Source organism: Klebsiella sp. I138 (genome assembly GCF_051131765.1).
Taxonomy (GTDB): Bacteria; Pseudomonadota; Gammaproteobacteria; order Enterobacterales; family Enterobacteriaceae; genus Klebsiella.
Genome location: NZ_CP180447.1, coordinates 2,974,556 through 3,001,544, shown reverse-complemented (window position 1 = coordinate 3,001,544; position 26,989 = coordinate 2,974,556). Strand labels below are relative to the sequence as shown.

Sequence of the window (26,989 nt, the reverse complement as noted above, 5' to 3'; positions counted from 1 at the left end):
GCAGACTGGGCGGGAAGCGCCCCTGACGCAAGGCGCCAGGGGCGCACAGGCGGCGCATGAATGCGCCGCCGTGTCTTATCCGCGGGCGTAACGTCTGTCGGCGTTGCCACGGATAAAACGGCGGTTTTCCAGCAGGCTCAGACCGCAGCACAACAGGTAATACACCGCGCCGGTAAAGACAAAAATCGCCAGCGGGTAGATTTGTACCCGGTTATTCACCTGGCCGGCAACGGTGGTGAGCTCCGGTACGTTGACAATAAACGCCAGCGACGTGTCTTTCAGCAGGTTGATAAAAATCCCGACCAGCGAGGGCTGAACGTTACGCAGCGCCTGTGGCAGCAGGATTAAACGCAGCGCCTGCCCGGCGGAGAAGCCCTGAGTTCGTGCCGCTTCAAATTGTCCGGCGGGTAACGATTGCAGCCCCGCCAGCACCGAGTGCATCACCGAAGCGGCGGTAAACCACGCCAGCGCCAGCGTGACCGTCACCGCACCCGGCAAATCGCTCCCGGTCAGCATCGGCAGCAGATACCAGAGCCAGAAAATAACGAAAATAAGCGGGATACCGCGAATCATCTCCGCCCACAGGAACAGCAGGCGACGGACCAGTCCGCCGTAACGCCAGGCGGCGCCTGCCAGCAAAATGCCGAGGGGAAGTGCCAGCGCCGCGGCACCGATCGCCATCATCAGCGTCAGCGCAACGCCTCCGGGAATCCCCTCCGCCAGCCGTCCCCACAGCAGGTAATCGAGATTATCGACGATGACTGCCAGATTAGCGTTCATGCTGGGTGCTCCTGTGCTGCATTTTCCCCGGGCCAAGGCGCGCCAGCGCCAGACCCATAACGACCCCGAGCGCCAGATACAGCACCGTACCAACGGCGAAGGCTTCCAGCGCGTGGGCGTTATAGCTTTCGATTTGCCGCACCTGGTAGGTCAGTTCGGCGAAGCCGATACCGCTGGCGAGCGACGAAAGCTTCATCAGGTTCAGATACTGACCGATAATCGGTTGCCAGGCGTTCGCCAGTCCCTGTGGCAGCAGTATATGGCGCAGCTCACTCCATGGCGTGAAGCCCTGAGAGAGCGCGGCTTCACGCTGGCCGTGGCTGACGGCGCGCAGCCCCGAAGCGATCTCTTCCACTAAAAACGCCGAGGTGAATACTCCCAGTCCCCACATCGAGCAGAGAAACTCCGGGGTTAGCCACCAGACATTACCCGGCAGAATGGACCAGGGATGATCGGCATTAATGAAATCCTTTGCCGGCAGCGGCAGCAGATTCCAGGCAGCGAAATACCAGAACAGCAGTTGAACCAACAGCGGAGTATTACGAAACAGCGAGACCCAGCAGGCCACCAGGCCGCGTCCGGCGCTGCCGCCGCCTAGTCGCAGCCCCAGCAGCAAAACGGCCAGGACCGTGGCCAGCAGTATCCCGGCGACGCTGACCCACACGGTGGTGAGAAATCCGGAGATGATCCACTCTAACGGCTGCCCGCTCAGTACGCCGTGCCAGTCGAGAACAGGAGTCACTCGAGACTCTCCTGGTGCAGCGGATTGAGCACCTTTTGCAGAAAACGACGCGTACGAGCGTGCTGTGGCCGGGCGAAAAAATCCGCCGGGGGAGCGACTTCTAGAATATCGCCGCCGTCGATAAACACGACCCGGTCCGCAATTTCGCGGGCAAACTGCATCTCGTGCGTCACCACCACCATGGTGATGCCGCTGTGCGCCAGCGCCTTCATGACCAGCAGCACTTCGCCGATCATTTCCGGATCGAGCGCCGAGGTCGGCTCATCGAAGAGAATAATTTGCGGGGATGACGCGAGGGCGCGAGCAATGGCCACGCGCTGTTGCTGGCCACCGGAGAGCTGGGAAGGCATTTGCTGCGCCTTATCCTCCAGCCCGACCTGCTGGAGCAACGCCAGCGCACGTTCATGAGCGGCGGGTTTTGCCCAGCCGTGTACGCGCTCCAGCGCCAGGGTGATATTTTCCTGTGCCGTCAGGTGGGCATAGAGATTGAACTGTTGGAAAACAAAGCCCACGCGGCTGCGTAGCTGGCGCAGCGCGCTGCCCGTAAGATGGCGGGTGGGTTTACCGTCGATCAGGATCTCGCCTCCGCTGAGGGATTCGAGCTGGTTGATCAGACGGATCAGCGTTGATTTCCCCGATCCGGATGGGCCGAGGATCGCCACCACTTCCCCCGGTTCGACCTGCAGATCGATGCCGTTGAGCACCTGATGGTCGCCATAGCGTTTTGCTGCCTGACGGAATTCAATGCTGGCGCGCTGCAAATGCGAAAAATCCGCGGACGAAGCCGCGGAGCGTGAAAACAGACCCGATAACATATTATTTAGCTTCTATGGTAAACGCACGCGGCTGTGGAGTTTTGGTGGCAGGGCCAAACCAGACATCATAGATTTTCGCGGCCTGGCCCGATTTTTCCAGGTTGACCAGCTCGTCGTTGACCGCTTTCAGCAGCGCCGGTTCGCCTTTCTTCACGCCAACGCCGATTTCCTCTTTGCTCAGCAAATCGGGGATGATTTTAAAGTTGGCTTTATCCGGTGCCTCTGCCAGCAGGCCGGCCAGAATGGTGCTGTCCTGGGTGATGGCCTGGACATTGCCGTTACGTAGGGCGGTCAGCGCCAGCGGAATATCATCATAGGAGAGCACACGGGACTGCGGGAAACGTTGATGTAAAGCCTGTTCACCGGTAGTGCCTTTTACCGCCCCGATCCGCGCTTTGCTGTAGCTTTCAAGCTGATCCGCTGATTTGGCCGGAACGAGGAACTGCTGGCCGGTGACAAAGTACGGAGTTGAGAAATCAATGACCTGTGCGCGTTCCGGGGTAATGGTAATGTCGGCGACGATCAGGTCAGCCTTCCCGGATTGCAGCAGTGGAATACGGTTGGCCGGGTTGGTGGCAACCAGTTCCAGCTTCACCCCGAGCGATTTTGCCAGCGCCTGGGCGAAGTCAACGTCATAGCCTACGAGCTGGTGAGTTTTAGGGTCGACCGAACCAAACGGCGGGTTCGCATCGAAGGTGGCGATTTTCACGACGCCGGCGGCTTTGATATCTGCCAACTGGTCTGCCTGAGCCTGGACGGTCAGCGCCAGCATACCCAGTGCCAACGCGATTTTTGTTTTTGTGATGCGCATGATTATTTCCCCTGAATCCCTGTTTTTATGTTGTGGCTGTTACGCTCCCACACATTCACCGCGCCGGGCAAAGAAGAAAAAGTTCTTATTTATAGCGAAAAAGAACTTAGAGAGTGCATGGGTATTTTCCGGCGGCGCTGCGCTGACCGGCTACGGGCTCACCGCGATGCAGCACCGTCTCCGGGGCACAGTGGGATGGGGGCGATATGCGTCTTCCGGGATAGAAAACCCGGAATTGATATTTCCAGGCTTGCGCCATCTGTGGTTGAAATACGGTCAGGCACATCGCTTCCCACGGAGGAAAAATGAAAGTAGCACTATGGCAACGATTAACGCGCTGGCTGGCTTTTTTATCTAACGGAGAAGCCGGGCAGCAGGATACCCAACGAATGATGGAGGCAATATTGCCGGTCGCCAGCCTTTACGGCGTGGATATCGGCAATGTTGAAACACGGTGGTTCCGTCATGATAAAACATACTGAGCGACGCTGGACGCGTGAAGCCTACTGGAACGAGGTGTGCTTTGTGTAGCGCGAGGCTGCTGGAGGTTGCGGCGAGCGGGATGCCATGCCGCAGCCTCCAGCAGCTTTAATTCTGCTTCATCCCCAGCGGTTTCACCCTGCCATGCAGAGCCGGGTTATCGCTCTCATCCTTAAGTCGCACGCCGGTCAGACGACGTAAAAAAGCCTGCTCCAGCAGCCACGCCAGCTTAAAGGCGGCGGCATCATAACTCAGCCCGTCCGGGCGAATATTCGAAATACAGTTCCGCTCCGACTCCAGCCTCTGGCGATGCGGTTGCCAGGTCAGGTAGACACCAAGGCTATCTGGCGAAGAGAGCCCCGGCCGCTCGCCGATTAATATTGCCACCGCCCGGGCCTTCAGCGTTTCACCAATATCATCTCCCAGCGCCACTCGCGACTGATGCGCAAGCACCACTGGCGCGAGGCTGATGCCCAGCGTTTGCAAATAAGGCTGCAGCGCGCGAATCAGCGGCAGGGCCTGACGATGCACGGCATACGACGACAGTCCGTCGCCAATCACCAGCAGCAGATCCGCCGGACGTACGCCGCTGGCAGCCAGATCGCTGCGACTGGACTCATCCAGCCGGCGCCCCAGATCGGGGCGGTTAAGGTAAATATGCCGATCGCCGGCGGCGCTGTGTACCGTTAGCGATGACAGCCCCATCTCCGCCAGCGGCGCTTCCAGCAGCTCGCTTTCAAACGGCCGATGAATCGCATCGCGCGCCCTGGCGTGGGCAAGGCCAAAATTGAGCACTTCGCGCGTGGGGAGACTGGCGCCGCTGCGCCCCAGCGCTATCCGCGCATCGGTAAATTCACGCAGCGGGCTCCAGGCATCGGGTCGGTTCATACTGGTGCTCCTTGCGGCAGGACGGAGAGCAGCGGATGGCGGGCATCGGTCAGGCGCAGCGTACCATCGGGGTCGATAATGCGCATTTTTGCCAGCCAGGCGGCAAACTCGGGAGCGTGCTTTAAGCCGAGCAAGCGGCGGGCGTACAGCGCATCATGAAAGGACGTGCTCTGGTAGTTGAGCATAATGTCGTCCGCGCCCGGTACGCCGATTAAGAAGGTCAGTCCGGCGGTGCACAGCAGGGTCAGCAGGGTGTCCATATCATCCTGATCCGCTTCGGCGTGGTTGGTATAACAGACGTCGCAGCCGATAGGCAGCCCCATCAGCTTGCCGCAGAAATGATCTTCCAGACCGGCGCGGATAATCTGCTTACCGTCGTAGAGATATTCCGGGCCGATAAAACCGACCACCGTATTCACCAGCAGCGGATCAAAATGGCGGGCAACCGCATAGGCCCGTGCTTCACAGGTCTGTTGATCGACACCGTGATGCGCATTGGCGGATAGGGCGCTTCCCTGACCGGTTTCAAAATACATCACATTGTTGCCAAGGGTACCGCGATTGAGGCTTAGCGCGGCCTCGCGCGCCTCCTGCAGCAAGGCCAGGTTAATACCGAAACCGCTGTTGGCCGCTTCGGTCCCTGCGACCGACTGAAAGACCAGATCGACCGGCGCCCCGCGCTCAATCAGCTGCAGGGTGTTAGTGACGTGGGTCAGAATGCAGGACTGGGTAGGGATGGCGAAGCGCTGAATAATATCGTCGAGCATATGGTTGAGCTGCGCCAGCACCGGCAGGCTGTCGCTTGCCGGGTTGATACCGATAACCGCATCGCCCGCACCGTACAGCAGCCCGTCAAGCATGCTGGCGGCGATGCCCTTCATATCATCCGTCGGATGATTGGGCTGCAGACGGACGCTAAGATGCCCCGGCAGGCCAATCGTATTGCGAAAGCGGGTAATGACCCGGCACTTGCTGGCGGCGAGGATCAGATCCTGATTGCGCATCAGCTTGCTGACCGCTGCCGCCATTTCCGGCGTGATCGCTCGCGCAACCTGCTGCAAGGTGGCGGTATCGGTGGCGTCATCCAGCAGCCAGTCGCGAAAATCCCCGACCGTCAGGTGCCGGATGGCGGCAAATCCATCGGCATCGTGGGTGTCGATAATCAGCCGGGTGACCTCATCCTGCTCATACGGGATCGGCGGATTGGCCAGGATCTCGCTCAGCGGGACATCCGCCAGCGCTATCTTCGCTGCCATACGTTCTTCCGCACTATCGGCGATAACGCCCGCCAGCGCGTCACCGGAACGCGCCGGCGACGCTTTAGCCATCAGCGTTTTCAGACTATCAAAGCGCCAGACCTGGCCCGATAGCGTTGTTTTATACATGCTGCCTCCTCAGGAGACTATGCGCAGCTGTGGGTCCGCCAGCGCACGTTCGCGGGAAGACGCGGTTTTCCGAAACCACAGGTAGCCTCCCAGCATCATTGCCGCAAAAATCAGCGCCAGCAGCGGGTTATACCAGACCATCGCGACCAGGCAGAGTACCGCCATCGCCAGGGCGAAGGCCGGTGCCCACGGGTAGAGGGGCGCGCGGAACGGGCGAATCAAATTCGGCTCGCTGCGGCGCAGCTTAAACAGCGCCGCCATCGAGGTGATATACATAACAATAGCGCCAAATACCGACATCGTGACGATGCAGGCGGTCAGGGGCATGCCGCTGATGGTGATCAGCGAGTCGGAGAAAATGGCGGCCATGCCAACGACGCCGCCGGCGAGGATCGCCAGATGCGGTGTGCGGGTGCGACGGTTGAGCGTGGCAAGACCGGCGGGCAGATATCCCGCCCGCGCCAGGGAGTAAATCTGCCGCGAATAGCCCATGATGATGCCGTGAAACGAAGCCACCAGACCGAATAACCCCAGCCAGACCAGCATATGCAGCCAGCCGCTGCTGTTACCCACCACCATTTTCATGGCCTGCGGCAGCGGGTCGTTGATGTTGGCCAGCGCGCGCCAGTCGCCAACGCCACCGGCAAACACCATCACGCCAATCGCCAGCACGGTGAGGGTCAGAATGCCGCCGCCCAATGCGCGGGGAATGGTGCGCTGCGGATCTTTTGCCTCTTCGGCCGCCATCGATGCGCCTTCAATCGCCAGAAAGAACCAGATAGCAAAGGGAATGGCGGCAAACATTCCCGGCAGCGCCAGGCCGCTGAAGCTCTCCGCGCCGGCCCAGCCGTTGGCGGTAAAGTGGCTCCATGAGAAGCCCGGTGCGACAACGCCCATAAAGACCAGCAGCTCGAAGATTGCCAGCAGGGTGACAATCAGTTCGAAAGTGGCGGCGATGCCGACGCCGAGAATATTCAGAGTCATAAAGATAACGTAGGCACCGCAGGCCACCCATTTCGGGTCCAGCGACGGGAACTGAACGTTAAGATAGGCGCCGATCGCCATGGCAATCGCCGGGGGAGCAAAGACAAATTCAATCAGGGTGGCGAAGCCGGCAATAAAGCCGCCGGTGGGGCCGAAGGCGCGATAGGCGTAGGCGAATGGCCCGCCGGCGTGCGGTATGGCGGTCGTCAGCTCGGTAAAGCTGAAGATAAAGGCGCAGTACATGGCGGCAATTGCCAGCGCCACAATCAAGAAGCCCAGCGTCCCGGCCTGCGACCAGCCGTAGCTCCAGCCAAAATATTCGCCTGAGATAACCAGCCCGACGGCTATTCCCCATAAACGGAAACTGCCGAGCGTTCTTTTTAATGTCGTGGTTTGCTCTGTCATAATCGCTGCCTCGCCAGATGAAGATAAGCGGACGCTGCAAAGAGGATGCCAGGACGTGGCCCGCGTCAGCAGTCCGTCCGGCGGCGAGAAATGAGCGAAAATGGGGCAGCATGAGGGGCAATGACGCGACGGGATGGTGCAGGGCGCTTTGCATTTTACGAGGTGGCAGGGTATAACAGACCTTCTTTGGATGTTTAGATGTCCATACGTTTAGAAGGTAATATGCAAACAACACAACAAGAAGGTGGGCAGTTAAAGCGCACCATGAAGACGCGCCATTTGATCATGCTGTCATTGGGTGGCGTCATTGGCACAGGGTTATTCTTCAATACCGGCTATATCATCTCCACGACCGGCGCGGCGGGTACGCTGCTGGCCTATCTGATTGGCGCGCTGGTAGTCTGGCTGGTAATGCAGTGTCTGGGGGAGCTGTCGGTGGCAATGCCGGAAACCGGCGCCTTTCACGTCTATGCCGCACGCTATCTCGGACCGGCGACCGGTTATACCGTGGCGTGGCTCTACTGGCTGACCTGGACGGTGGCGCTGGGTTCAAGTTTTACCGCCGCCGGATTTTGCATGCAGTACTGGTTTCCACAGGTGCCGGTGTGGGTCTGGTGCGTTCTGTTTTGCGTGCTGATCTTCGGCCTCAACGTCATTTCTACCCGCTTCTTCGCCGAAGGTGAATTCTGGTTTTCACTGGTGAAGGTCATCACTATCATCGCCTTTATTATTCTCGGCGGCGCTGCCATCTTTGGCTTTATTCCCATGCAGGATGGTTCGCCGGCGCCTGGCTTGCACAACATTACCGCCGAAGGCTGGTTTCCCCACGGTGGACTGCCGATTCTGATGACTATGGTGGCGGTGAATTTCGCCTTCTCCGGGACCGAGCTTATCGGTATCGCTGCCGGTGAGACGCAAAATCCCCATCAAGTTATCCCGGTCGCTATCCGCACGACCATTGCACGGCTGATTATCTTTTTTATCGGCACCGTCTTTGTGCTGGCGGCGCTGATCCCGATGCAGCAGGCGGGGGTGGAAAAAAGCCCGTTTGTGCTGGTATTCGAAAAGGTGGGTATTCCCTATGCGGCCGACATTTTTAACGTTGTGATCCTGACGGCTATTCTCTCGGCGGCGAACTCCGGGCTGTATGCCTCCGGGCGGATGCTGTGGTCGCTGTCGAATGAAAAGACGCTGCCGGCCTGTTTTGCCAAAGTGAACAAGAACGGGGTGCCGCTGACCGCGCTGTCGGTCAGTATGCTGGGCGGCGTACTGGCGCTGTTTTCCAGCGTGGTGGCGCCGGATACGGTCTTTGTCGCGCTGTCGGCTATCTCCGGCTTTGCGGTGGTGGCGGTATGGATAAGTATCTGTGCATCGCACTTTATGTTCCGTCGCCGCCATCTCCAGCAGGGCAAAGCGCTGAGCGAGCTGCACTATCGCGCGCCCTGGTACCCGCTGGTACCGGTGCTGGGCTTTATTTTGTGCCTGGTGGCCTGTGTGGGGCTCGCCTTTGATCCCAGCCAGAGAATTGCGCTGTGGTGCGGGATCCCGTTCGTCGCCCTGTGTTATGGTGCGTACTATCTGACTCGTTCACGGACATTGACCCAGGAGCTTCAACATGACGCAGAATAATCCGTTAACCACGGTCCTCGCCAGCCAGCCCTTTGTGCTGCTGGATGGTGCGATGGCGACGGAGCTGGAAGCGCGCGGCTGCAATCTCGCCGATAGCCTGTGGTCGGCGAAGGTGCTGCTGGACAATCCAGAGCTTATCCGTGAAGTTCATCTTGATTACTTTCGCGCCGGCGCGCAGGTGGCGATCACCGCCAGCTATCAAGCCACCCCAGAAGGGTTTGCCGCACGCGGGCTGGATGAGACACAGTCGAAGGCCCTGATTAGCAAAAGCGTTGAGCTGGCGCGAAAGGCGCGGGAAGCCTATTTGGCGGAAAACCCGCAGGCGGGTACGCTGCTGGTTGCCGGCTCCGTAGGGCCGTACGGCGCGTTTCTTGCCGATGGTTCTGAATATCGCGGTGATTATGTGCGCAGCGACGAAGCGTTTCAGGCGTTCCATCGCCCGCGTGTCGAAGCTCTGCTGGACGCCGGAGTGGATCTCCTGGCCTGTGAAACGCTGCCGTCGTTTGCCGAAATTCATGCGCTGGCGACGCTGCTTACCGAGTATCCGCGCGCTCGCGCCTGGTTCTCATTTACCCTGCGCGACAGCGAACACCTGAGCGACGGCACGCCGCTGCGGGAAGTGCTGGCAACGCTGGCGGACTATCCGCAGGTGGTGGCTGTGGGCATTAACTGTATCGCCCTGGAAAATACCACCGCTGCGCTGGCGCATCTGCACAGCCTGACCGCGCTGCCGCTGGTGGTCTACCCCAACTCCGGCGAGCATTACGACGCGCAGAGCAAAACCTGGCATCACCACGGAGAAAGCTGCGCCAGTCTGCAGGATTATCTGCCGCAGTGGCTGGCGGCTGGGGCAAAGCTGATTGGCGGCTGTTGCCGGACGACGCCTGACGATATTGCTGCCCTCGCGGCAAAACGCTGATCCATCATCCGGCTGCGGTGCCATGCGCCGCGGCCGGGAAACATCCTTTCCTCTCTTTCCCTCTTTTTATCTATCCTTTGCCACTCTTTTTCTAATGACGCTTTGGAATTAGCCAGAATTTTTAATTACTTCATCAAACGCATCAGGCCGGAAATACTGCACCCATAACAGACATACCTCTTAATGAAGTATGACGAGAACAAGGGGAAGCAGACTCTATGGCACTGACATCGCGTTTCACACTTTTTGCAGCACTGGCCTTCGCCGCTTTTCAGGCTCAGGCGGTCAACGTTACCGTGGCTTATCAAACTTCTGCTGAACCGGCGAAAGTCGCCCAGGCGGATAACACCTTCGCCAAAGCAAGCGGGGCAACCGTTGACTGGCGCAAATTCGACAGCGGCTCAAGCATCGTGCGTGCGCTGGCTTCCGGGGATGTGCAAATTGGCAATCTCGGCTCCAGTCCGCTGGCGGTGGCCGCCAGCCAGCAGGTGCCGATTGAAGTCTTCCTGCTGGCCTCGAAGCTCGGTAACTCCGAAGCGCTGGTGGTGAAAAAGAACATCAGCAAACCGGAGGATCTGATCGGCAAACGCATCGCGGTGCCGTTTATTTCCACAACCCATTACAGCCTGCTTTCGGCGCTCAAACACTGGGGCATTAAGCCGGGCCAGGTGCAGATTATCAACCTGCAGCCGCCGGCGATTATTGCCGCCTGGCAGCGCGGAGACATTGACGGTGCCTACGTCTGGGCCCCGGCGGTGAACGAACTGGAAAAAGAGGGCAAAGTATTGACCGACTCATCCCTGGTGGGGGAGTGGGGCGCGCCAACGCTGGACGTCTGGGTGGTACGCAAAGATTTTGCCGAGAAACACCCTGAGATTGTGAAAGCTTTTGCAAAGAGCGCTATCGATGCCCAGCAGCCGTACATCGCTAACCCGGAAGCGTGGCTGAAGCAGCCGGACAATATCAGCAAGCTATCGCGTCTGAGCGGCGTACCGGATGCTGATGTTCCGGTGCTGGTGAAAGGGAATACCTACCTGACTGCTGCGGAGCAGGTGCAGGCGCTGAATGGCCCGGTAAACCAGGCGATTGTCGACACGGCGAAGTTCCTCAAAGAGCAGGGTAAAGTCCCGGCGGCCGGTAGTGACTACAGCCAGTACGTCACCGACCGCTTTGTGAAGTAACAGGAGGTCACGATGCTGCATATCTCGCATCTTTCCGCTGACTACGGCGGTAAACCAGCGCTGGCGGATATCAACCTGACGCTGGACAGTGGCGAATTGCTGGTGGTCCTCGGGCCATCCGGCTGCGGTAAAACCACGTTGCTGAACCTGATTGCCGGATTCGTGCCTTATCAACACGGCAGCATCACTCTCGAAGGCCGGCAGGTCGAAGGGCCGGGAGCCGAACGCGGCGTGGTTTTTCAGCATGAAGGTCTGCTGCCGTGGCGCAACGTACAGGATAATGTCGCGCTGGGGCTACAGCTGGCGGGCGTGGAGAAAACCGAACGCCGGGAAACCGCGGCGCGGATGCTGAAGAAGGTCGGGCTGGAAGGGGCCGAAAAACGCTTTATCTGGCAGCTCTCCGGCGGCCAGCGTCAGCGGGTCGGGATTGCCAGAGCGCTGGCGGCAAACCCGCAGCTGCTGTTGCTGGATGAGCCGTTTGGCGCGCTGGATGCCTTTACCCGCGAACAGATGCAAACCCTGCTGCTCGGCCTGTGGCACGAGACCGGCAAACAGGTCCTGCTGATTACGCATGATATTGAAGAGGCGGTATTTATGGCCACCGAGCTGGTGCTGCTGTCTCCGGGGCCGGGCCGGGTACTGGAGCGACTGCCGCTGAATTTTGGCCGTCGATTTGTCGCCGGTGAGTCCTGCCGCAGCATTAAATCGGACCCACAGTTTATCGCTCAGCGTGAATATGTTCTGAGCCGGGTATTTGAACAACGGGAGGCCTTCTCATGAGCGTGGTGATGAATGACAAACCGCAGCCGCGAGTGCGGACGCTGAAGTGGCGCTGGCCCCTTTCCCGTCAACTGACGCTGAGTTTCGCCACGCTGGTCGTGCTGGTGGCCGTCTGGTGGGGCGTTACCGCCTTACAGCTGATTAGCCCGCTGTTTCTCCCGCCGCCCCAGCAGGTATTGCAGAAACTGATCGCCATTGCCGGGCCCCAGGGATTTATGGATGCCACGCTCTGGCAGCATCTGGCGGCGAGCCTGGCGCGGATCGCGATCGCCCTGGTTGCGGCGACGATCCTCGGCGTACCGGTCGGGATCGCGATGGGGCTGAGTCCGGCGATCCGCGGGATTCTCGATCCGCTGATCGAGTTGTACCGTCCGGTGCCGCCGCTGGCGTGGCTGCCGCTGGTCATTATTTGGTTCGGGATTGGTGAAACGCCAAAAATCTTACTGATTTATCTCGCGATTTTTGCCCCGGTGGTGATGTCGACGCTGGCAGGAGTGAAAAGTGCCCAGCAGGTACGTATCCGCGCCGCGCAATCCTTAGGCGCCAGCCGGGCGCAGGTGCTGTGGCGGGTTATTTTGCCCGGCGCATTACCGGAAATTCTCACCGGCCTGCGTATTGGGCTCGGCGTGGGCTGGTCAACGCTGGTGGCCGCGGAGCTAATTGCCGCCACCCGTGGATTGGGTTTTATGGTGCAATCCGCCGGGGAATTCCTCGCGACCGACGTGGTGCTGGCCGGGATTGCGGTCATTGCGATCGTCGCCTTTTTGTTAGAACTGGGACTGCGCGCGTTGCAGCGCCGCCTGACGCCCTGGCATGGAGAAATACAATGAGTGAACGTCTGAGCATTACCCCGCTGGGGCCGTCTATTGGCGCACAAATTAGCGGGGCCGATCTGGCTCGCCCGCTGAGCGATAACCAGTTTGAACAGCTGTATCACGCGGTATTGCGTCACCAGGTTGTGTTCCTGCGCGGGCAGCGTATCACCCCGCAGCAGCAGCGCGACCTCGCCCTGCGTTTCGGCGATCTGCATATTCATCCGGTTTATCCCCATGCCCCGGGCGTGGATGAAATCATTGTGCTGGACACTCACGACGATAACCCGCCGGATAACGACAACTGGCATACCGACGTGACCTTCATTGAGACCCCGCCGGCCGGGGCGATTCTGGCGGCGAAAGAGCTGCCTGCGACCGGGGGGGATACACTGTGGACCAGTGGCGTAGCGGCCTACGAGGCGCTTTCCGAACCTTTCCGCCAGTTGTTAAGCGGCCTGCGGGCGGAGCATGATTTCCGTAAATCGTTCCAGGAGTATAAATACCGTACCACGGAAGAGGAGCATCAGCGCTGGCTGGAGGCGGTGAGCAAGAATCCGCCGCTGCTGCACCCGGTGATAAGAACCCATCCGGTGACCGGCAAGCAGGCGCTGTTTGTCAACGAAGGGTTCACCACCCGCATTGTCGATGTGACGCAAAAAGAGAGCGAGGCGCTGCTCAGCTTCCTGTTTGCCCACGTCACAAAGCCTGAATTTCAGGTCCGTTGGCGCTGGCAGCCTGACGATGTTGCAATCTGGGATAACCGGGTGACGCAGCACTATGCCAATGCCGACTATCTGCCACAGCGGCGGATTATGCACCGGGCAACTATCCTGGGGGATAAGCCGTATTATCGGGCAGGATAAGTCCCGGGCTACGGGTTTGCCGCGATGCTGTGACCCTGTAGCCCGGACAGGCACGATGCGCCGCCTCCAGGAGGCGGTGTTATGCCGACTTTTCAGAGTCCAGATGCACCCCGATATAGCGCTGATACCGGTTAGCTTTCAGATAGGTCAAATCCACCAGCACCAGGCCATCGACGCAGTTGTTGAAATCCGGGTCGCTGCCGAAGTCGATAAACTGTACGCCGCCCGGTTCACAGACTTCAGAATACTGCTTATACAGCGGCGGAATCGCACAGCCGAGGTTGCCCAGCAGCGACTTCAGCCGCGTGAGATCCTCGTTATAATCCTCACCGCCAAACTGTGCCAGCACCTCGGGGAGTGACGCGGGATAAGGACAACGGGATTCCGCCAGCGGATGCGTGGCCGGGAACCACAGACGATAAAAGGTCACCAGCAAATCGCGAGCTGCCGGTGGCAAACCGCCGGAAATGGAGACCGGGCCGAACAGATAGCGGTAGTGCGGATAGCGCGCCAGGTAGGCCCCGATGCCGGACCACAAATAATCCAGCCCACGTCGCCCCCAGTAGCGCGGCTGAATAAAGCTGCGGCCCAGTTCAATACCGTGGGTGAGGATATCCTCCATCCGCGCGTCGTAATGGAACAGGCTGTAGCTATAGATCCCTTCCAGCCCACGTTTTTCCAGCTGTAAGGCGGTGGGCATAAAACGATAGGCGCCGACAATTTCCAGGTCGTCTTCATCCCACAGAATCAGGTGCAGGTAATCATCATCATACCCGTCAACGTCGCGGCGTTTACCGCTGCCTTCACCAACCGCGCGAAAGGCAATTTCTCGCAGGCGGCCCAGCTCACGCAGCAGCGGCGCATCATCCTGGCCACGGCGCTGCCACAGGTAGATAGTTTTGCCATCCGCCGTGCGCCCAAGGCATTCCGTCTGGCTGAGCTCGCGCTTAAGCAGGGCGCGATCTTCGGGACGCGCAATCGCGCTTTCCGTTTTAAATATGCCCGGCATGCCTTTACCCAGCCGTTCAACATGGCGATAGCAGCGGTCCGCCAGATCGCGAGGCGGCGTTTGCGCGCTGTACCAGGAGGACCAGGCAATTTGTTGGCCAATACCAATCGGCAGACTCGTGTCGCGGCGGCGGAACATTTGTTGCATCAGCAACAGCAGCGGCAGGTTGTCGGAGATCAGGGTACTGGCGTAAAAGAGCGCGCTGTTGTGTGCGCGAATCCATACCGGGAGCAACGGGGCACGGTATTTAGCCGCCATCTTGATAAATCCAGAGTGCCATTTTTTGTCGCGGATCCCTCGTCGCGTCAGGCGCGAGACTTCTCCCGCCGGGAAAAAGATCAGCACGCCGCCGTTTTGAAGCTGATTATCCATTTGCTGTAGCGCGGCTTTGGCGGTGCGGCCATTGATGTTGTCGACGGGAATAAACAGCGAGCTGAGCGGCTCAAGATGGGTTAACAGGCGGTTAGTCACGACTTTGACATCGCGACGTACGCGGGAAACGGCATACAGAAGTGCGAGGCCGTCAAGCGTACCGGTGGGATGGTTCGCGATAATCACCAGCGGGCCGTGTTCGGGGATTTGTTCCAGATCGTGTGCCGGAATGGCGCAGCGGATATTAAGATGTTCGAGCACCTGTTCGACCGTATCAAGCCCTTTCAGGTGGCGATGGCGAGCGGCAAATTGTTGAAACTCTTCCTCATGGAGTAATTTTTTGAGTAGTTTTTTTTGCCAGGGGGCAGGCCTCGCCTGAGGCCACAGGTCGTCGAGTACATTGTCGAGACTAAACATAGCGCTTCCTCCTCCGTCCTGCCCAGACAGTAGAAGGTGCAAATGTCGCTCAGATTACAGTTGAGTGAAGATTTGGGATTGGACCTGATTGCGCGGCTTCTGCTCGCCAGGTAACTGCCGCCCGATGGTGACATGCGAAAAAATGCGCGTGATTTTCCACCATGATACCGGTCCTGGCCAATCGCCTTCTAACCTGGGGGAATGGATCTCACAACGTTTACGCGGGCATCCGCTGGTTGCTTATCGTCATCATTACAGGAACGGTGGAACCTGGTTTTTTTACCGTCAATTTACGAGACTGAAAGTGCCGGATTTTGGTTCAGCGCGTCGAGCCAGGCGATAGCGATGGTGCGCAAGCGACAACCTTTTGTTATTGGCGCCTGTCCGGGCTACGGCATTGCAGAGAACCCGAAGCCCGGTCAGCGCAGCGCCACCGGGAGAGTGGTCAGGGGATTAGCGCAGGATTTTCTTTTCCGCCAGATCGAGAGCGAAATAGCTGAAGATCAGATCCGCACCGGCACGCTTGATGGCACCCAGACTTTCCAGAACCACTTTTTCTTCGTCGATAGCGCCGGCCTGAGCGGCAAACTTGATCATCGCGTATTCGCCGCTGACCTGGTAGGCCCCGATGGGCAAATCGCTGCGCTCGCGGATGTCGCGCAGGATATCAAGATAGGCGCCGGCCGGTTTGACCATCAGGCAATCTGCGCCCTGGGCTTCATCCAGCAGAGATTCGCGAATCGCTTCCCGGCGGTTCATCGGGCTCATCTGATAGGTTTTACGATCGCCTTTCAGCGCGGTACCGGCTGCTTCACGGAACGGGCCGTAGAACGAAGAGGCAAATTTAGTGGAGTAGGACATGATAGCCGTATGGGTAAAACCGGCGGCGTCCAGCGCCTGGCGAATAGCCTGTACCTGGCCGTCCATTGCGGCGGAAGGCGCAATAAAGTCGGCGCCTGCTGCTGCCGCCACGACCGCCTGCTTGCCGAGATTCACCAGGGTCGCATCATTGTCGACGCCGTGATCACACAATACGCCGCAGTGGCCGTGCGAGGTGTACTCACAGAAGCAAGTATCGGACATCACAATCATCTCCGGTACCGCATCCTTACTGATACGTGACATTCGAGCCACCAGGCCGTTTTCATTCCAGGCATCGCTGCCGGTCGCATCGGTGTGGTGGGAAATACCGAAAGTCATCACCGAGCGAATACCGGCGTTAGCGATGCGCTCGATTTCACGAGCCAGATATTTTTCCGGAATACGCATCACGCCAGGCATGGCTTCGATGGCTTTGTAATCGTCGATTTCTTCTTCAACAAAGATCGGCAACACCAGGTCATTCAAACTCAGTGTTGTCTCTTCAAACATGGCGCGCAGCGAAGCGGATTGACGCAAGCGGCGGGGGCGAGTGATTAAATCTGTCATGGTTTGCCTGATTTTGTGAAATGAAAACAACTAGTCTAACTGAAATCCCGGCGGGATGTTTCGCCAAAGGAAGCATTATGCCTGCGTTCCTTTGGCTCTCTGGTCTGTGATGGCGATCAGGATTCCGGGATCGGCGCCGGCTGCCCGCCGCTGAGTTCGCTGACCAGATCGTTGATACCGTTGCTCATGTTGCTAAAGCGGGTCAGCGATGAACGAGTGACCACCACAAATGCGCCAACATTCGCCTGTGGATTCATGGCCATATAGGTAATGAACCCGCCGCCGCCGCCGGTCTTCTGAATAATCCCCGGGTGGCCATCTTTCGGCTTCATATAAACCCAGCCGAGACCCAGAGCGTCGGCTTTACCCGGTACGTCCATACCGATAACGCGGGTCAGCTGGCTCCGTTGATAAATCAGCGTTTGCATCCGGTCAGCCTGCTGCCCACGGGTATAGAAATCAGAGGAGAGGAACTGCTGCATCCAGCGCATCATATCCCCTGGCGTCGAGTAGACGCCGCCGCTGCCAATCGCTGCCAGCGTATTGTTACACGGGCTGGCGCCTTTCTCGGCGACCATCAGGCGGCCACACTGATCCGGCGATGGCGTAAAGGTGGTGTCTTTCATACCCAGCGGGCGGGTGATTTGCTCTTCAAATAGCTGCGGGTAGGGTTTACCTGCGGCCGTAGAAAGGGCGTCCGCCAGCAGATCAAACGCGAGGTTGGAGTAGGCTGCCTGCGATCCTGGAGCCGCCTTCAGCGACGCCGTTGACAGCCACGACCAGCGCTGCTGGTGCGTTGGCCAGACGAAAACCGGGCGATGGGCTGCGCCACCGGGCTGTTCGCGCGGCAGTGCGCTGGTATGAGTCGCCAGGTTAACCAGCGCAATCGGCGTCCCCTGGTATGTGGGCACCCGGGCTCCCGGCGGCGCGTATTTGCTGAGCGGGTCGTTAAGTTTGACGACGCCCTGATCGAGCATTTTTACCAGCATTTCGCTGGTCATGAGTTTACTCAGCGAAGCAATGCGGATGACCGAATCCAGCTGCGGATGCTCATTGTTGCCCGGGCGCGTTTCGCCAAAGCTGCGAAAAACACGCTGATTGCCGTCGATAACGACCAGCGCCATACCGGTAGCACCGCTGCCGAAGTAAATATGGTTCGCGTAACGGTCGACAACGTTGGCGGCGAATTCCGGGTCAACGGTCGGTTGAGCTGCCTGGACCGATGTCCACGACGCCGCACACAGCGCAGCAAAAAGAAGCAGACTACGTTTCAACTGGGGTATCCATAATGATAAGAAGATATATAGGGCATATTTATACTACGAAGCGCGGCTGAACGAAGTGGAATAACGACAATATTTGGGGGAAAAACGTAACCGCGCGTAAAAAGGACTTTTTTATGCTATCAGATATCCGCTTTACCCGGCGGGCGCGTATGATTAGTGTTTGATTCATCAGGGGTGAGAGAGAAATATGGCGGCTCAACGGGTGGTAATGGTTGTAGATATGCAAAATGGTGTCTTTGCTACGCCGCGTATTGAACGTGAGCGCTGCGTCGCACATATTAACCGTCTGATTCGCGCAGCGGATCGCGTCATTTTCATTCAGCATGCTGAAGACGGTGGCCTGGAAGAGGGGAGTGACGGTTTCGCGCTGCTGGCGGATCTGGAGCAGCCCGCAGAAGCCCTTTATGTCACCAAAACCGCCTGCGATGCGTTCTATAAAACGCGGCTTGAGCAGGTGCTGAGCGAGCAGAGTATCGACGGGTTCGTGATTTGCGGCTGTGCAACCGACTATTGCGTTGATACCACCATCAAAAACGGCGCCAGCCGAGGCTATGCCATCACCGTTGCTGAAGATGCACATACGACGGCGAATCGTCCGGCGGCGCAGGCCAAAACGCTGATCGCCCACTACAACGATGTCTGGCGTACGCTTACCGTACCCGGCAATCCTGTACGCGTGAAATCCGTAGAAACAATTCTGGCCGAATGGCAGACGAACTAAGCTGCTGATATTCGGTCTTATCATCCGACCGCCTTTCATCTGCTGCAACCGTTATGCGGCGGGCGTTTTCGTGGTACACAGCATAGCCAGAACAATAAAGAAGTTAGCAGGAGTACATGATGTTTAAATCTTTTTTCCCCAAACCGGGGCCGTTTTTTCTCTCTGCCTTTATCTGGTCGCTGCTTGCAGTGATCTTTTGGCAGGCGGGCGGTGGCGACTGGCTACTGCGTTTAACCGGGGCATCACAAAATGTTGCCATCAGCGCTGCGCGATTCTGGTCGCTAAACTATCTGGTGTTTTACGCCTACTACGTTTTCTGCGTAGGCGTTTTTGCGCTGTGTTGGTTTATCTATAGCCCGCACCGCTGGCAGTACTGGTCAATTCTCGGGACCTCGTTGATTATTTTCGTCACCTGGTTTCTGGTGGAAGTCGGGGTGGCGATCAACGCCTGGTATGCGCCGTTCTACGATCTGATTCAGACCGCACTGGCCACGCCGCACAAGGTCAGCATTAACCAGTTCTATCAGGAAATTGGCGTATTCCTTGGCATCGCGGTAATTGCGGTGATTATTGGCGTGATGAATAACTTCTTCGTCAGCCACTACGTCTTTCGCTGGCGGACGGCGATGAACGAACACTATATGTCCCACTGGCACCATCTGCGCCATATCGAAGGTGCCGCTCAGCGTGTGCAGGAAGATACCATGCGCTTTGCCTCAACCCTTGAAGATATGGGCGTGAGCTTTATCAACGCTGTGATGACGCTGATTGCCTTCCTGCCGGTGCTGGTCACCCTGTCTGAGCATGTGCCGGACCTGCCAGTCGTCGGCCATCTGCCGTATGGCCTGGTGATTGCGGCGGTGGTGTGGTCGCTGATGGGAACCGGCATGCTGGCGGTCGTGGGGATTAAGCTGCCGGGGCTGGAATTTAAAAACCAGCGCGTGGAAGCTGCGTATCGTAAAGAGCTGGTATACGGCGAAGATGACGAGTCCCGCGCCACGCCGCCGACGGTGCGTGAGCTGTTCAGCGCCGTGCGTCGCAACTATTTCCGCCTCTATTTCCACTACATGTATTTCAACATCGCGCGCATTCTGTATCTGCAGGTGGATAACGTTTTCGGTTTGTTCCTGCTGTTTCCGTCGATTGTTGCCGGTACGATAACGCTGGGCCTGATGACGCAGATTACTAACGTATTCGGTCAGGTACGTGGCTCGTTCCAGTATCTGATTAGCTCGTGGACGACGCTGGTGGAACTGATGTCTATCTACAAACGTCTGCGTAGCTTTGAACGCGAGCTCGACGGTAAAGAGCTACAGCCCGTCACCCAGACATTAAACTGATCCACCCATTGCAGAGGCAGACAGAAGGATGATGCAGAGACAAGGAAAGTGCAGGGTAGCCGGGGTTCCGCGACGTATTTCTTGCGCCCTGACGCTGTTGGCCGGAGTCGTCCTGAGCGCCTGTACCAGCCATACAGCGCCGGTGCTGAAAGAGGGCGAAAAGCCCGTTGACGTTGCCGCCGTGGTGCGGCAAAAAATGCCCGCCAGCGTGAAGGACAGGGACGAGTGGGCGCAGGCGATTGCCAAAGCCTTCGAAAGCCAGAAGCTGGCGCCGACGGAAGAGAACGTCTGTTCAGTGCTGGCCGTTGCGCAGCAGGAGTCCAACTATCAATCCGACCCGGTGGTGCCAGGGCTGAGTAAAATCGCCTGGCAAGAGATAGACCGCCGGGCCGAAAAGATGCACATCCCGGTTTTCCTTGTGCATACCGCGCTGAAAATTCCCTCACCCAACGGTAAAAGCTACAGCGAGCGTCTGGATAGCGTGAAAACGGAAAAGCAGCTTAGCGCCGTGTTTGACGATTTTATCGGCATGGTGCCGATGGGGCAGAAACTGTTTGGTTCACTTAACCCCGTGCATACCGGTGGGCCGATGCAGGTGAGTATTGCCTTTGCCCAGCAGCATACCGATGGCTATCCGTGGAAAATCACCGGCACCGTACGCCAGGAAGTATTCAGCCTGCGCGGCGGTCTGTGGTTTGGTACCTCGCACCTGCTTAACTACCCGGCAAACTACAGCGCGCCGCTGTACCGTTTTGCTGACTTTAACGCCGGCTGGTATGCCAGTCGCAATGCGGCGTTCCAGAATGCGGTCAGTAAAGCGACCGGCGTGAAGCTGGCGCTGGACGGTGATTTAATTCGTTATGATAGCGATGAGCCAGGGACGACGGAGCTGGCGGTACGCCGACTAGCCGGGCAGTTGGCGATGAGTGATGATGACATCCACCGTCAGTTGAAAAAAGGTGACAGCCTGGCGTTTGAAAAAACCGATCTGTATCAGCAGGTTTTCCGCCTGGCGGATAAGAAAACGGGCAAAGCGCTACCGCGAGAGATGCTGCCGGGGATCCAGCTTGAGAGTCCTAAAATTACGCGCAATCTGACAACGGCCTGGTTTGCGAAACGGGTTGATGAACGGCGAGCCAGCTGTATGGCGCGCCGCTAGCGGTTATCGCTCCAGCGCAGAATAAGCCCCAGTACGCCAATGAATATGCCACCGAACAGGAAGGGGATTAGACCAAACAGGGTCCCCACCGCCAGCCCCATTTTAATCCTGGGGGCGTTGGTATCCTGGATTTGCATCAGGTGCTCGAACACCCCGGGGGCATGTACCAGCATGCTTAACATTTGCGCGCCGGCCCAGAAACAGAACAGGACAAACAGGGCGTAGGCAATATTGCTGCGGGTGATGGCCCCCTTTTTTTTACCGGCAATAAGTGATTTTGAAAAGGTGAACTCAGCCATCTTACCCTCCGAACTTGACTGACCTGCCGCTTTTGCACTGCGGCGTAGCGATCATTCTGGCAGCGATAAAGGGTTCTCAGTATCAGATTGCTGGTAATTTTCGACCAGGATTATTCCGGTTTTCTATCCCGCTCCCGGTGAGGATAATTTTGCGGAACTTAGAGCAGTATCCCAATGTTGGATAATTCTCAGCGGGGCTACAGACCGCGGATTCCGGCTGTGCGAAGATGCTTTTTTTGTTGTCGGAGGGGTTATGAAACTCACTGAAAAAATCCGCCGTGACTGGCATTACTACGCGTTTGCGCTGGGGTTGATTTTTATTCTGAACGGCGTAGTAGGTTTGTTGGGCTTTGAAACTCAGGGCTGGCAATCCTATGCCGTTGGGCTGGTGACCTGGGTGATTAGCTTCTGGATTGCGGGGAAAATTATCCGCCGTCGTCAGGCCGAGGCTGAAGAAGCGTAGGCCTGGTTCGTTATCGGGGTTAAGGCGGATACCTTTCGCGTCGCCCGGGTAAGGCGCCACGCGCCGTCACCCGGGGAAAGACTATCAGTTCATGGTTGTTTTCAGCGCGCGGTCTGCCGCATGGCGCTCCAGCGCCAGTTCGATCAGGCGGCTGATCAGGCTGGTGTAGTCCAGGCCGCTGGCCTGCCACAGCTTCGGATACATACTGATATTGGTAAAGCCTGGCAGCGTATTGATTTCGTTGATGATAACTTCATTGTCATCCGTCAGGAAAACATCAACGCGCGCCATGCCGCTGCAACCCAAAGTCTGGTATGCACGGACGGCAATATCACGAATTTTATCGTTAATATCGCTGGCAATAGCGGCAGGAACCACCACTTTCGCACCCTGATCGTCGATGTACTTGGTGTCGTAGGCGTAGAACTCGCTGTTAAGGACGATTTCACCGCAGGTACTGGCCTCGGGATGATCGTTCCCCAGTACCGCACATTCAATCTCCCGGCCTTTAATCCCTTGTTCAACCACCACTTTATGATCGAATTCGAAGGCCAGGGCGACCGCCTGCTGGTACTGTTCTTCGCTATTGACCTTGCTGACGCCCACCGATGAACCCTGGTTTGCGGGTTTGACAAACAGCGGTAGACCCAGCTTGTCCTTTACCTGTGCAAAGCTGAACGGCTGGCGGTTGGCGCGGGTCAAGGTGATAAACGGGGCAATCGACAGCCCGGCGTCACGCAGCAGGCGCTTGGTGACGTCTTTATCCATGCAGGCGGCGGAGCCAAGGACGTCGGAACCGACGAATGGCAGGTTGGCCATGCGCAGCATGCCCTGCAGCGAGCCGTCTTCTCCAAGGGTGCCGTGGACAATTGGGAAAATCACGTCGATAGCGGCCAGCGGTTGGCCGCTGTCGGCATCGATCAACTGCTGTGCGTCACGGCCAGGAATTTGCGCCAGCGTGACGTCGGAAGGGCGCAGTGCAATACGGGCAGGATCCTGAGGGTTTAACAGATAGTTACCGGCGTCGTTGATATGCCAGAGCCCCTGTTTATCAATGCCGAGCAGAACGACATCAAAGCGTGTTTTATCAATTGCTTCAACGATATTTTTCGCCGACTGCAGCGACACTTCATGTTCTGCCGACTTACCGCCAAAAACGATCCCAACCCTCATCTTAGCCATTTCAACTTCCATCCTGATGACAACAAAGCACATAACATAGCATGTGAAATACAGGTGTGGCTGCCAGAATGTTGTTCCTGGAAAGCAGCGGGTTAAAAGCTGTTCGATTAGCGAATCCGGACGCTGCACGCGGAAAATGCCTCAGCACAACGCGCTGAGGGGCCGCCGGTTCATCCTGATATTGTTCGACAAAAACATTTATCGAGCGATAAAACACTAAACTCAACGGCAGCGCATCTCTGGTAATACGTCGATGAAAGGAAATTGCTAAGCTAGATAATAATTCACAAAAAATTAATGAATACGTGTAGTTATGGAATCCTGGAAGGTCAATCTCATCTCTGTCTGGTTTGGCTGCTTTTTCACCGGCCTGGCGATCAGTCAAATTCTGCCTTTTTTGCCGCTTTATGTTTCCCAGCTCGGCGTAACGTCTCACGAGGCTTTATCAATGTGGTCGGGGCTGACGTTCAGCGTCACCTTCCTCGTCTCGGCTATTGTCTCACCTATGTGGGGCAGTCTTGCGGATCGTAAAGGTCGCAAGTTGATGCTGCTGCGCGCCTCCCTTGGTATGGCGATTGCGATTCTGCTGCAGGCTTTTGCGACCAACGTCTGGCAGCTGTTTATTCTGCGTGCGGTAATGGGGCTGACTTCAGGCTATATTCCAAACGCCATGGCGCTGGTGGCCTCCCAGGTACCGCGGGAGCGCAGCGGTTGGGCGCTCAGTACGCTCTCGACGGCGCAAATCAGCGGGGTTATCGGCGGGCCGCTGTTGGGCGGTTTTCTGGCGGACCACGTGGGGCTGCGGGCGGTCTTTTTTATCACCGCGATTCTGCTGACGGTCAGTTTTCTGGTGACGCTATTTCTGATTAAAGAGGGCGTCCGACCACAGCTCAGTAAAGCCGATCGCTTAAGCGGCAGGGAAGTTCTGGCGTCGCTACCTTATCCGGGGCTGGTGATCAGTCTGTTCTTTACCACCCTGGTGATTCAACTGTGTAACGGCTCAATTGGTCCCATTCTGGCGTTGTTTATCAAATCGATGGCGCCGGAGAGCAACAATATTGCCTTTCTTGCCGGGATGATTGCCGCCGTACCCGGGGTCTCCGCGCTGATCTCCGCGCCGCGTTTAGGTAAACTTGGCGATCGCATCGGAACTTCGCGCATCTTACTGGCGACGCTGTGCTGTGCGGTCGTGATGTTCTTCGCCATGTCGTTTGTGACCACGCCGTTTCAGCTGGGCGTTCTGCGTTTCCTGCTGGGCTTTGCCGACGGTGCGATGTTACCGGCGGTGCAGACTCTGTTGCTCAAATACAGTAGCGATCATGTTACCGGGCGCATCTTTGGCTATAACCAGTCGTTTATGTACCTGGGGAACGTCGTCGGGCCGCTGATCGGCGCTTCGGTCTCGGCAATGGCTGGCTTCCGCTGGGTCTTTATTGCAACGGCGGTCATTGTGCTGATTAACCTTTGGCAGCTGGCCGTGATGTTACGTCGCAGTCGCCGTAGCGCGGCTTAGTTCCTTTCTCCCGGCATTTGCGCCCGAGCGTAAATGCCGCGTAGCAGATCTTCACATTCCTTTAAATGTCGAACTGATCACAAATTAATCATTTCCTGTCTTATCCCTCTTTAAATCACAACTGTTACGCGTATACAGTTACGCATAACAGCACATTAAAAAGAGTTTTTATGAAAAATCTATTCGATTTGTCCGGCAAGCGGGCACTGATCACCGGGTCCGCGAGAGGCATTGGCTATCTGCTGGCGGAAGGCCTGGCGCAGTACGGGGCGGAGATTGTTATTAATGACCGCACGCAGCAGAAAGCAGACGCCGCGGCACAGGCGCTGCTTGCGCAGGGCTATCGGGCGACCGGTGTGGCCTTTGATGTCACCCGCAGCGACGAGGTGGTGGAGGCCATTGGCCGAATTGAAGCGGAGATCGGCCCAATTGATATTTTGATTAATAACGCCGGGATCCAGCGCCGCTATCCCTTTACCGAATTTCCTGAGGATGAGTGGGATCAGGTTATTGAGGTTAACCAGAAAGGTGTTTTCCTGGTTTCGCAGCAGGTGGCTAAATATATGATGGCGCGCCGCGCGGGGAAAATAATTAATATTTGCTCAATGCAGAGTGAGTTAGGGCGAAAGACGATTACGCCGTATGCTGCATCGAAAGGGGCAGTGAAAATGCTAACCCGCGGAATGTGCGTGGAGCTGGCAGAATATAATATTCAGGTTAACGGTATTGCTCCGGGTTATTTTGCGACAGAAATGACTGCGGCGTTAGTTAACGATGAGGAATTTTCCGCCTGGCTATATCAAAGAACCCCGGCAGCCCGCTGGGGCCAACCGGAAGAGCTAATCGGTGCCGCAGTGTATCTGGCTTCCCCGGCGGCAAATTTTGTTAATGGTCATCTTTTGTTTGTTGATGGCGGGATGCTTGCCGCCGTGTGATCCGCGCGTCACCTTTCAGGCCCGGTGCCTGAAAGATGACGAATATATAAAATAATTAAACCAGTTTAATTCTACACATCATCTGAGGGTGGCATATGCAAATGCTCGCGAAATTACCGGCGCGTCGCTGGTGGTATTTAATGCCCGTTATTTTTATTACTTATAGTCTGGCGTATCTCGATCGCGCGAATTATGGCTTTGCTGCCGCCGCGGGGATCGAAAGTGATTTAGGTATTACTAAAGGGACCGCATCGCTTATTGGTGCTTTATTTTTCCTGGGATATTTCTTTTTCCAGGTTCCCGGTGCGCTATATGCTGTAAAACGCAGCGTGCGTAAAATGATTTTCTTCAGCCTGGTATTATGGGGACTCTGCGCGGCAGCTACCGGGTTTGTCAGTAATATCCCGATGTTAATGGCCATTCGGTTTACTCTCGGAGTCGTAGAAGCGGCAGTCATGCCGGCGATGCTGATTTATATCAGCAACTGGTTTACTAAAACCGAGCGTTCACGCGCCAATACTTTCCTGATTCTGGGTAATCCGGTCACGGTATTGTGGATGTCGATTGTCTCTGGTTACCTGATTCAGTCCTGGGGCTGGCGGGAAATGTTTATTATTGAAGGTATTCCGGCGGTGCTGTGGGCCGTCTGCTGGTGGATTCTGGTCCGGGATAAACCTTCTGAGGTTTCGTGGCTTAACGCGCAGGAGAAACAGGTTCTGCAGCAGGCGATGGACAGTGAGCAGAGCAACATTAAACCGGTGCGTAACTATGGTGAGGCGCTGCGCTCGCGAAATGTGATTATGCTATGCGCCGCCCATGCGCTGTGGAGCATCGGCGTGTATGGTTTCATGATGTGGATGCCGTCGATACTGAAAAATGCCGCGCAGATGGATATCGTGGCGGTGGGCTGGCTGGCGGCGGGGCCGTATCTGGCGGCCATTTGCCTGATGCTGACGGTCTCCTGGCTGTCGGATAAGTTCCAGAATCGAAAACTGTTTATCTGGCCGCTGTTGCTGATTGCCGCGATTGCGTTCTTCGGTTCATGGATGATAGGCAACCAGTCTTTCTGGTTCTCCTACGCGTTGTTGGTTATCGCCGCTGCCTGCATGTATGCGCCTTATGGTCCTTTTTTCGCGTTAATTCCGGAGCTGCTGCCGCGCAACGTATCGGGCGTATCGATGGGGTTGATCAACAGCTTCGGCGCACTCGGTGCTTTCCTTGGCGCCTGGCTGGTGGGCTATCTGAATGGCGTTATGGGTGGACCTGGCGTGTCGTATACTTTTATGGCTATTGCGCTGCTGGCATCGGTCGTGCTGATGTATAACGTGCGGGCCAATGACGATCGCGCTTCTGCGCTGATGACGACAAAAAAGCTTGCGGGTTAACAG

General features: G+C 57.1%; 26 protein-coding genes. 14 read left to right on the top strand and 12 right to left on the bottom strand.

Annotated features, from left to right (window positions below):
• Window positions 1-75: 75 nt before the first annotated feature.
• The 4 genes from ACMYSK_RS14010 to ACMYSK_RS13995 are packed head-to-tail and all read right to left on the bottom strand — an operon-like array spanning window position 76 to window position 3,148.
• Window positions 76-780: an amino acid ABC transporter permease gene (locus ACMYSK_RS14010; protein WP_434636115.1), complete on the bottom strand. Its 705-nt coding sequence runs from the start codon at window positions 778-780 to the stop codon at window positions 76-78.
• A complete protein-coding gene (locus tag ACMYSK_RS14005; protein ID WP_434636114.1) occupies window positions 770-1,522 on the bottom strand; it encodes an amino acid ABC transporter permease in 753 nt (250 codons plus the stop codon). The genes ACMYSK_RS14010 and ACMYSK_RS14005 overlap by 11 nt, the downstream gene beginning before the upstream one ends.
• A complete protein-coding gene (locus tag ACMYSK_RS14000; RefSeq protein WP_434636113.1) occupies window positions 1,519-2,337 on the bottom strand; it encodes an amino acid ABC transporter ATP-binding protein in 819 nt (272 codons plus the stop codon). The genes ACMYSK_RS14005 and ACMYSK_RS14000 overlap by 4 nt, the downstream gene beginning before the upstream one ends.
• Window position 2,338: 1 nt before the next feature.
• A complete protein-coding gene (locus ACMYSK_RS13995; RefSeq protein ID WP_434636112.1) occupies window positions 2,339-3,148 on the bottom strand; it encodes an ABC transporter substrate-binding protein in 810 nt (269 codons plus the stop codon).
• Between the two features lie 305 nt (window positions 3,149-3,453).
• Between ACMYSK_RS13995 and ACMYSK_RS13990 the strand changes: the two genes are divergently transcribed.
• Window positions 3,454-3,630: a hypothetical protein gene (locus ACMYSK_RS13990; RefSeq protein ID WP_015585065.1), complete on the top strand. Its 177-nt coding sequence runs from the start codon at window positions 3,454-3,456 to the stop codon at window positions 3,628-3,630.
• A 106-nt stretch (window positions 3,631-3,736) separates the two neighbouring features.
• On the opposite strand, the gene eutC is transcribed toward ACMYSK_RS13990, so the two are convergent.
• From eutC to eat, 3 genes are read right to left on the bottom strand one after another with little or no spacing between them, the layout of a single operon-like run.
• Window positions 3,737-4,516, bottom strand: a complete 780-nt coding sequence (eutC, locus tag ACMYSK_RS13985; protein ID WP_434636111.1) for an ethanolamine ammonia-lyase subunit EutC — start codon at window positions 4,514-4,516, stop codon at window positions 3,737-3,739.
• The gene (locus tag ACMYSK_RS13980; protein ID WP_434636110.1) at window positions 4,513-5,901 is read right to left on the bottom strand and encodes an ethanolamine ammonia-lyase subunit EutB; all 1,389 of its coding nucleotides are present in this window, start codon (window positions 5,899-5,901) and stop codon (window positions 4,513-4,515) included. The genes eutC and ACMYSK_RS13980 overlap by 4 nt, the downstream gene beginning before the upstream one ends.
• Before the next feature lie 9 nt (window positions 5,902-5,910).
• Entirely contained in the window at window positions 5,911-7,290 is a 1,380-nt protein-coding gene (eat, locus tag ACMYSK_RS13975) for an ethanolamine permease (protein ID WP_434636109.1), read from the bottom strand.
• Window positions 7,291-7,512: 222 nt separating this feature from the next.
• Between eat and mmuP the strand changes: the two genes are divergently transcribed.
• From mmuP to tauD, 6 genes are all read left to right on the top strand, one after another.
• Entirely contained in the window at window positions 7,513-8,919 is a 1,407-nt protein-coding gene (gene mmuP / locus ACMYSK_RS13970; RefSeq protein WP_434636108.1) for an S-methylmethionine permease, read from the top strand.
• Window positions 8,906-9,838 (top strand): homocysteine S-methyltransferase, encoded by a 933-nt coding sequence (gene mmuM / locus ACMYSK_RS13965; protein ID WP_434636107.1) that lies wholly within the window; start codon window positions 8,906-8,908, stop codon window positions 9,836-9,838. The genes mmuP and mmuM overlap by 14 nt, the downstream gene beginning before the upstream one ends.
• Window positions 9,839-10,056: 218 nt before the next feature.
• Window positions 10,057-11,019 carry a taurine ABC transporter substrate-binding protein gene (gene tauA / locus ACMYSK_RS13960; RefSeq protein WP_434636106.1) on the top strand — a complete coding sequence of 321 codons (963 nt, stop codon included), beginning with the start codon at window positions 10,057-10,059 and terminating at the stop codon, window positions 11,017-11,019.
• Window positions 11,020-11,031: 12 nt separating this feature from the next.
• Window positions 11,032-11,799, top strand: a complete 768-nt coding sequence (gene tauB / locus ACMYSK_RS13955) for a taurine ABC transporter ATP-binding subunit (protein ID WP_434636104.1) — start codon at window positions 11,032-11,034, stop codon at window positions 11,797-11,799.
• Window positions 11,796-12,629: a taurine ABC transporter permease TauC gene (gene tauC / locus ACMYSK_RS13950; RefSeq protein ID WP_434636103.1), complete on the top strand. Its 834-nt coding sequence runs from the start codon at window positions 11,796-11,798 to the stop codon at window positions 12,627-12,629. The genes tauB and tauC overlap by 4 nt, the downstream gene beginning before the upstream one ends.
• The gene (tauD, locus tag ACMYSK_RS13945) at window positions 12,626-13,477 is read left to right on the top strand and encodes a taurine dioxygenase (RefSeq protein ID WP_434636102.1); all 852 of its coding nucleotides are present in this window, start codon (window positions 12,626-12,628) and stop codon (window positions 13,475-13,477) included. The genes tauC and tauD overlap by 4 nt, the downstream gene beginning before the upstream one ends.
• A gap of 79 nt (window positions 13,478-13,556) precedes the next feature.
• Here the strand turns inward: tauD and ACMYSK_RS13940 are convergent, their stop codons facing one another.
• The 3 genes from ACMYSK_RS13940 to ampH all read right to left on the bottom strand — a co-directional run bounded on the left by ACMYSK_RS13940 (window position 13,557) and on the right by ampH (window position 17,977).
• Entirely contained in the window at window positions 13,557-15,275 is a 1,719-nt protein-coding gene (locus ACMYSK_RS13940) for a lysophospholipid acyltransferase family protein (protein WP_434636101.1), read from the bottom strand.
• 453 nt (window positions 15,276-15,728) lie between these two features.
• Window positions 15,729-16,703: a porphobilinogen synthase gene (gene hemB / locus ACMYSK_RS13935; RefSeq protein ID WP_434636100.1), complete on the bottom strand. Its 975-nt coding sequence runs from the start codon at window positions 16,701-16,703 to the stop codon at window positions 15,729-15,731.
• Between the two features lie 116 nt (window positions 16,704-16,819).
• Window positions 16,820-17,977 (bottom strand): D-alanyl-D-alanine-carboxypeptidase/endopeptidase AmpH, encoded by a 1,158-nt coding sequence (ampH, locus tag ACMYSK_RS13930; RefSeq protein ID WP_434636099.1) that lies wholly within the window; start codon window positions 17,975-17,977, stop codon window positions 16,820-16,822.
• Between the two features lie 220 nt (window positions 17,978-18,197).
• On the opposite strand from ampH, the gene ACMYSK_RS13925 reads away from it, so the two are divergent.
• The 3 genes from ACMYSK_RS13925 to ACMYSK_RS13915 all read left to right on the top strand — a co-directional run bounded on the left by ACMYSK_RS13925 (window position 18,198) and on the right by ACMYSK_RS13915 (window position 21,209).
• A complete protein-coding gene (locus ACMYSK_RS13925) occupies window positions 18,198-18,710 on the top strand; it encodes an isochorismatase family protein (protein ID WP_434644112.1) in 513 nt (170 codons plus the stop codon).
• Between the two features lie 119 nt (window positions 18,711-18,829).
• Window positions 18,830-20,050 carry a peptide antibiotic transporter SbmA gene (gene sbmA / locus ACMYSK_RS13920; RefSeq protein ID WP_434644109.1) on the top strand — a complete coding sequence of 407 codons (1,221 nt, stop codon included), beginning with the start codon at window positions 18,830-18,832 and terminating at the stop codon, window positions 20,048-20,050.
• Between the two features lie 31 nt (window positions 20,051-20,081).
• Window positions 20,082-21,209, top strand: a complete 1,128-nt coding sequence (locus tag ACMYSK_RS13915; protein ID WP_434644106.1) for a DUF1615 domain-containing protein — start codon at window positions 20,082-20,084, stop codon at window positions 21,207-21,209.
• Here the strand turns inward: ACMYSK_RS13915 and ACMYSK_RS13910 are convergent.
• A complete protein-coding gene (locus ACMYSK_RS13910; protein WP_434636098.1) occupies window positions 21,206-21,508 on the bottom strand; it encodes a DUF2755 family protein in 303 nt (100 codons plus the stop codon). The genes ACMYSK_RS13915 and ACMYSK_RS13910 overlap by 4 nt on opposite strands.
• A 253-nt stretch (window positions 21,509-21,761) precedes the next feature.
• Here ACMYSK_RS13910 and ACMYSK_RS13905 point away from each other — a divergent pair, with 253 nt between their 5' ends.
• On the top strand, window positions 21,762-21,971 hold the full coding sequence (locus tag ACMYSK_RS13905) for a DUF2754 family protein (protein ID WP_434636097.1): 210 nt from the start codon (window positions 21,762-21,764) through the stop codon (window positions 21,969-21,971).
• 84 nt (window positions 21,972-22,055) lie between these two features.
• Here ACMYSK_RS13905 and ddlA read toward each other — a convergent pair whose 3' ends face one another.
• Complete coding sequence (gene ddlA, locus ACMYSK_RS13900) at window positions 22,056-23,153, bottom strand: D-alanine--D-alanine ligase (RefSeq protein ID WP_434636096.1); 1,098 nt, start codon at window positions 23,151-23,153, stop codon at window positions 22,056-22,058.
• A 313-nt stretch (window positions 23,154-23,466) separates the two neighbouring features.
• On the opposite strand from ddlA, the gene ACMYSK_RS13895 reads away from it, so the two are divergent.
• The 3 genes from ACMYSK_RS13895 to ACMYSK_RS13885 all read left to right on the top strand — a co-directional run bounded on the left by ACMYSK_RS13895 (window position 23,467) and on the right by ACMYSK_RS13885 (window position 26,986).
• Window positions 23,467-24,666, top strand: a complete 1,200-nt coding sequence (locus ACMYSK_RS13895; protein WP_434636095.1) for a multidrug efflux MFS transporter — start codon at window positions 23,467-23,469, stop codon at window positions 24,664-24,666.
• 170 nt (window positions 24,667-24,836) lie between these two features.
• Window positions 24,837-25,601 carry a gluconate 5-dehydrogenase gene (gene idnO / locus ACMYSK_RS13890; protein ID WP_434636094.1) on the top strand — a complete coding sequence of 255 codons (765 nt, stop codon included), beginning with the start codon at window positions 24,837-24,839 and terminating at the stop codon, window positions 25,599-25,601.
• Window positions 25,602-25,696: 95 nt separating this feature from the next.
• Window positions 25,697-26,986, top strand: a complete 1,290-nt coding sequence (locus tag ACMYSK_RS13885) for an MFS transporter (RefSeq protein ID WP_434636093.1) — start codon at window positions 25,697-25,699, stop codon at window positions 26,984-26,986.
• Window positions 26,987-26,989: the final 3 nt, after the last annotated feature.

Coding starts and splice junctions, on each gene's coding strand:
- mmuM (WP_434636107.1), top strand. CDS start 8,906: ATGACGCAGAATAATCCGTTAACCACGGTCCTCGCCAGCCAGCCCTTT.
- idnO (WP_434636094.1), top strand. CDS start 24,837: ATGAAAAATCTATTCGATTTGTCCGGCAAGCGGGCACTGATCACCGGG.
- tauD (WP_434636102.1), top strand. CDS start 12,626: ATGAGTGAACGTCTGAGCATTACCCCGCTGGGGCCGTCTATTGGCGCA.
- ACMYSK_RS13995 (WP_434636112.1), bottom strand. CDS start 3,148: ATGCGCATCACAAAAACAAAAATCGCGTTGGCACTGGGTATGCTGGCG.
- ACMYSK_RS13990 (WP_015585065.1), top strand. CDS start 3,454: ATGAAAGTAGCACTATGGCAACGATTAACGCGCTGGCTGGCTTTTTTA.
- ddlA (WP_434636096.1), bottom strand. CDS start 23,153: ATGGCTAAGATGAGGGTTGGGATCGTTTTTGGCGGTAAGTCGGCAGAA.
- ACMYSK_RS14000 (WP_434636113.1), bottom strand. CDS start 2,337: ATGTTATCGGGTCTGTTTTCACGCTCCGCGGCTTCGTCCGCGGATTTT.
- ACMYSK_RS13980 (WP_434636110.1), bottom strand. CDS start 5,901: ATGTATAAAACAACGCTATCGGGCCAGGTCTGGCGCTTTGATAGTCTG.
- ACMYSK_RS13915 (WP_434644106.1), top strand. CDS start 20,082: ATGCAGAGACAAGGAAAGTGCAGGGTAGCCGGGGTTCCGCGACGTATT.
- eat (WP_434636109.1), bottom strand. CDS start 7,290: ATGACAGAGCAAACCACGACATTAAAAAGAACGCTCGGCAGTTTCCGT.
- ACMYSK_RS14010 (WP_434636115.1), bottom strand. CDS start 780: ATGAACGCTAATCTGGCAGTCATCGTCGATAATCTCGATTACCTGCTG.
- eutC (WP_434636111.1), bottom strand. CDS start 4,516: ATGAACCGACCCGATGCCTGGAGCCCGCTGCGTGAATTTACCGATGCG.
- ACMYSK_RS13885 (WP_434636093.1), top strand. CDS start 25,697: ATGCAAATGCTCGCGAAATTACCGGCGCGTCGCTGGTGGTATTTAATG.
- ACMYSK_RS13910 (WP_434636098.1), bottom strand. CDS start 21,508: ATGGCTGAGTTCACCTTTTCAAAATCACTTATTGCCGGTAAAAAAAAG.
- tauC (WP_434636103.1), top strand. CDS start 11,796: ATGAGCGTGGTGATGAATGACAAACCGCAGCCGCGAGTGCGGACGCTG.
- mmuP (WP_434636108.1), top strand. CDS start 7,513: ATGCAAACAACACAACAAGAAGGTGGGCAGTTAAAGCGCACCATGAAG.
- tauB (WP_434636104.1), top strand. CDS start 11,032: ATGCTGCATATCTCGCATCTTTCCGCTGACTACGGCGGTAAACCAGCG.
- tauA (WP_434636106.1), top strand. CDS start 10,057: ATGGCACTGACATCGCGTTTCACACTTTTTGCAGCACTGGCCTTCGCC.
- ACMYSK_RS13905 (WP_434636097.1), top strand. CDS start 21,762: ATGAAACTCACTGAAAAAATCCGCCGTGACTGGCATTACTACGCGTTT.
- ACMYSK_RS13895 (WP_434636095.1), top strand. CDS start 23,467: ATGGAATCCTGGAAGGTCAATCTCATCTCTGTCTGGTTTGGCTGCTTT.
- ACMYSK_RS13940 (WP_434636101.1), bottom strand. CDS start 15,275: ATGTTTAGTCTCGACAATGTACTCGACGACCTGTGGCCTCAGGCGAGG.
- hemB (WP_434636100.1), bottom strand. CDS start 16,703: ATGACAGATTTAATCACTCGCCCCCGCCGCTTGCGTCAATCCGCTTCG.
- sbmA (WP_434644109.1), top strand. CDS start 18,830: ATGTTTAAATCTTTTTTCCCCAAACCGGGGCCGTTTTTTCTCTCTGCC.
- ACMYSK_RS13925 (WP_434644112.1), top strand. CDS start 18,198: ATGGTTGTAGATATGCAAAATGGTGTCTTTGCTACGCCGCGTATTGAA.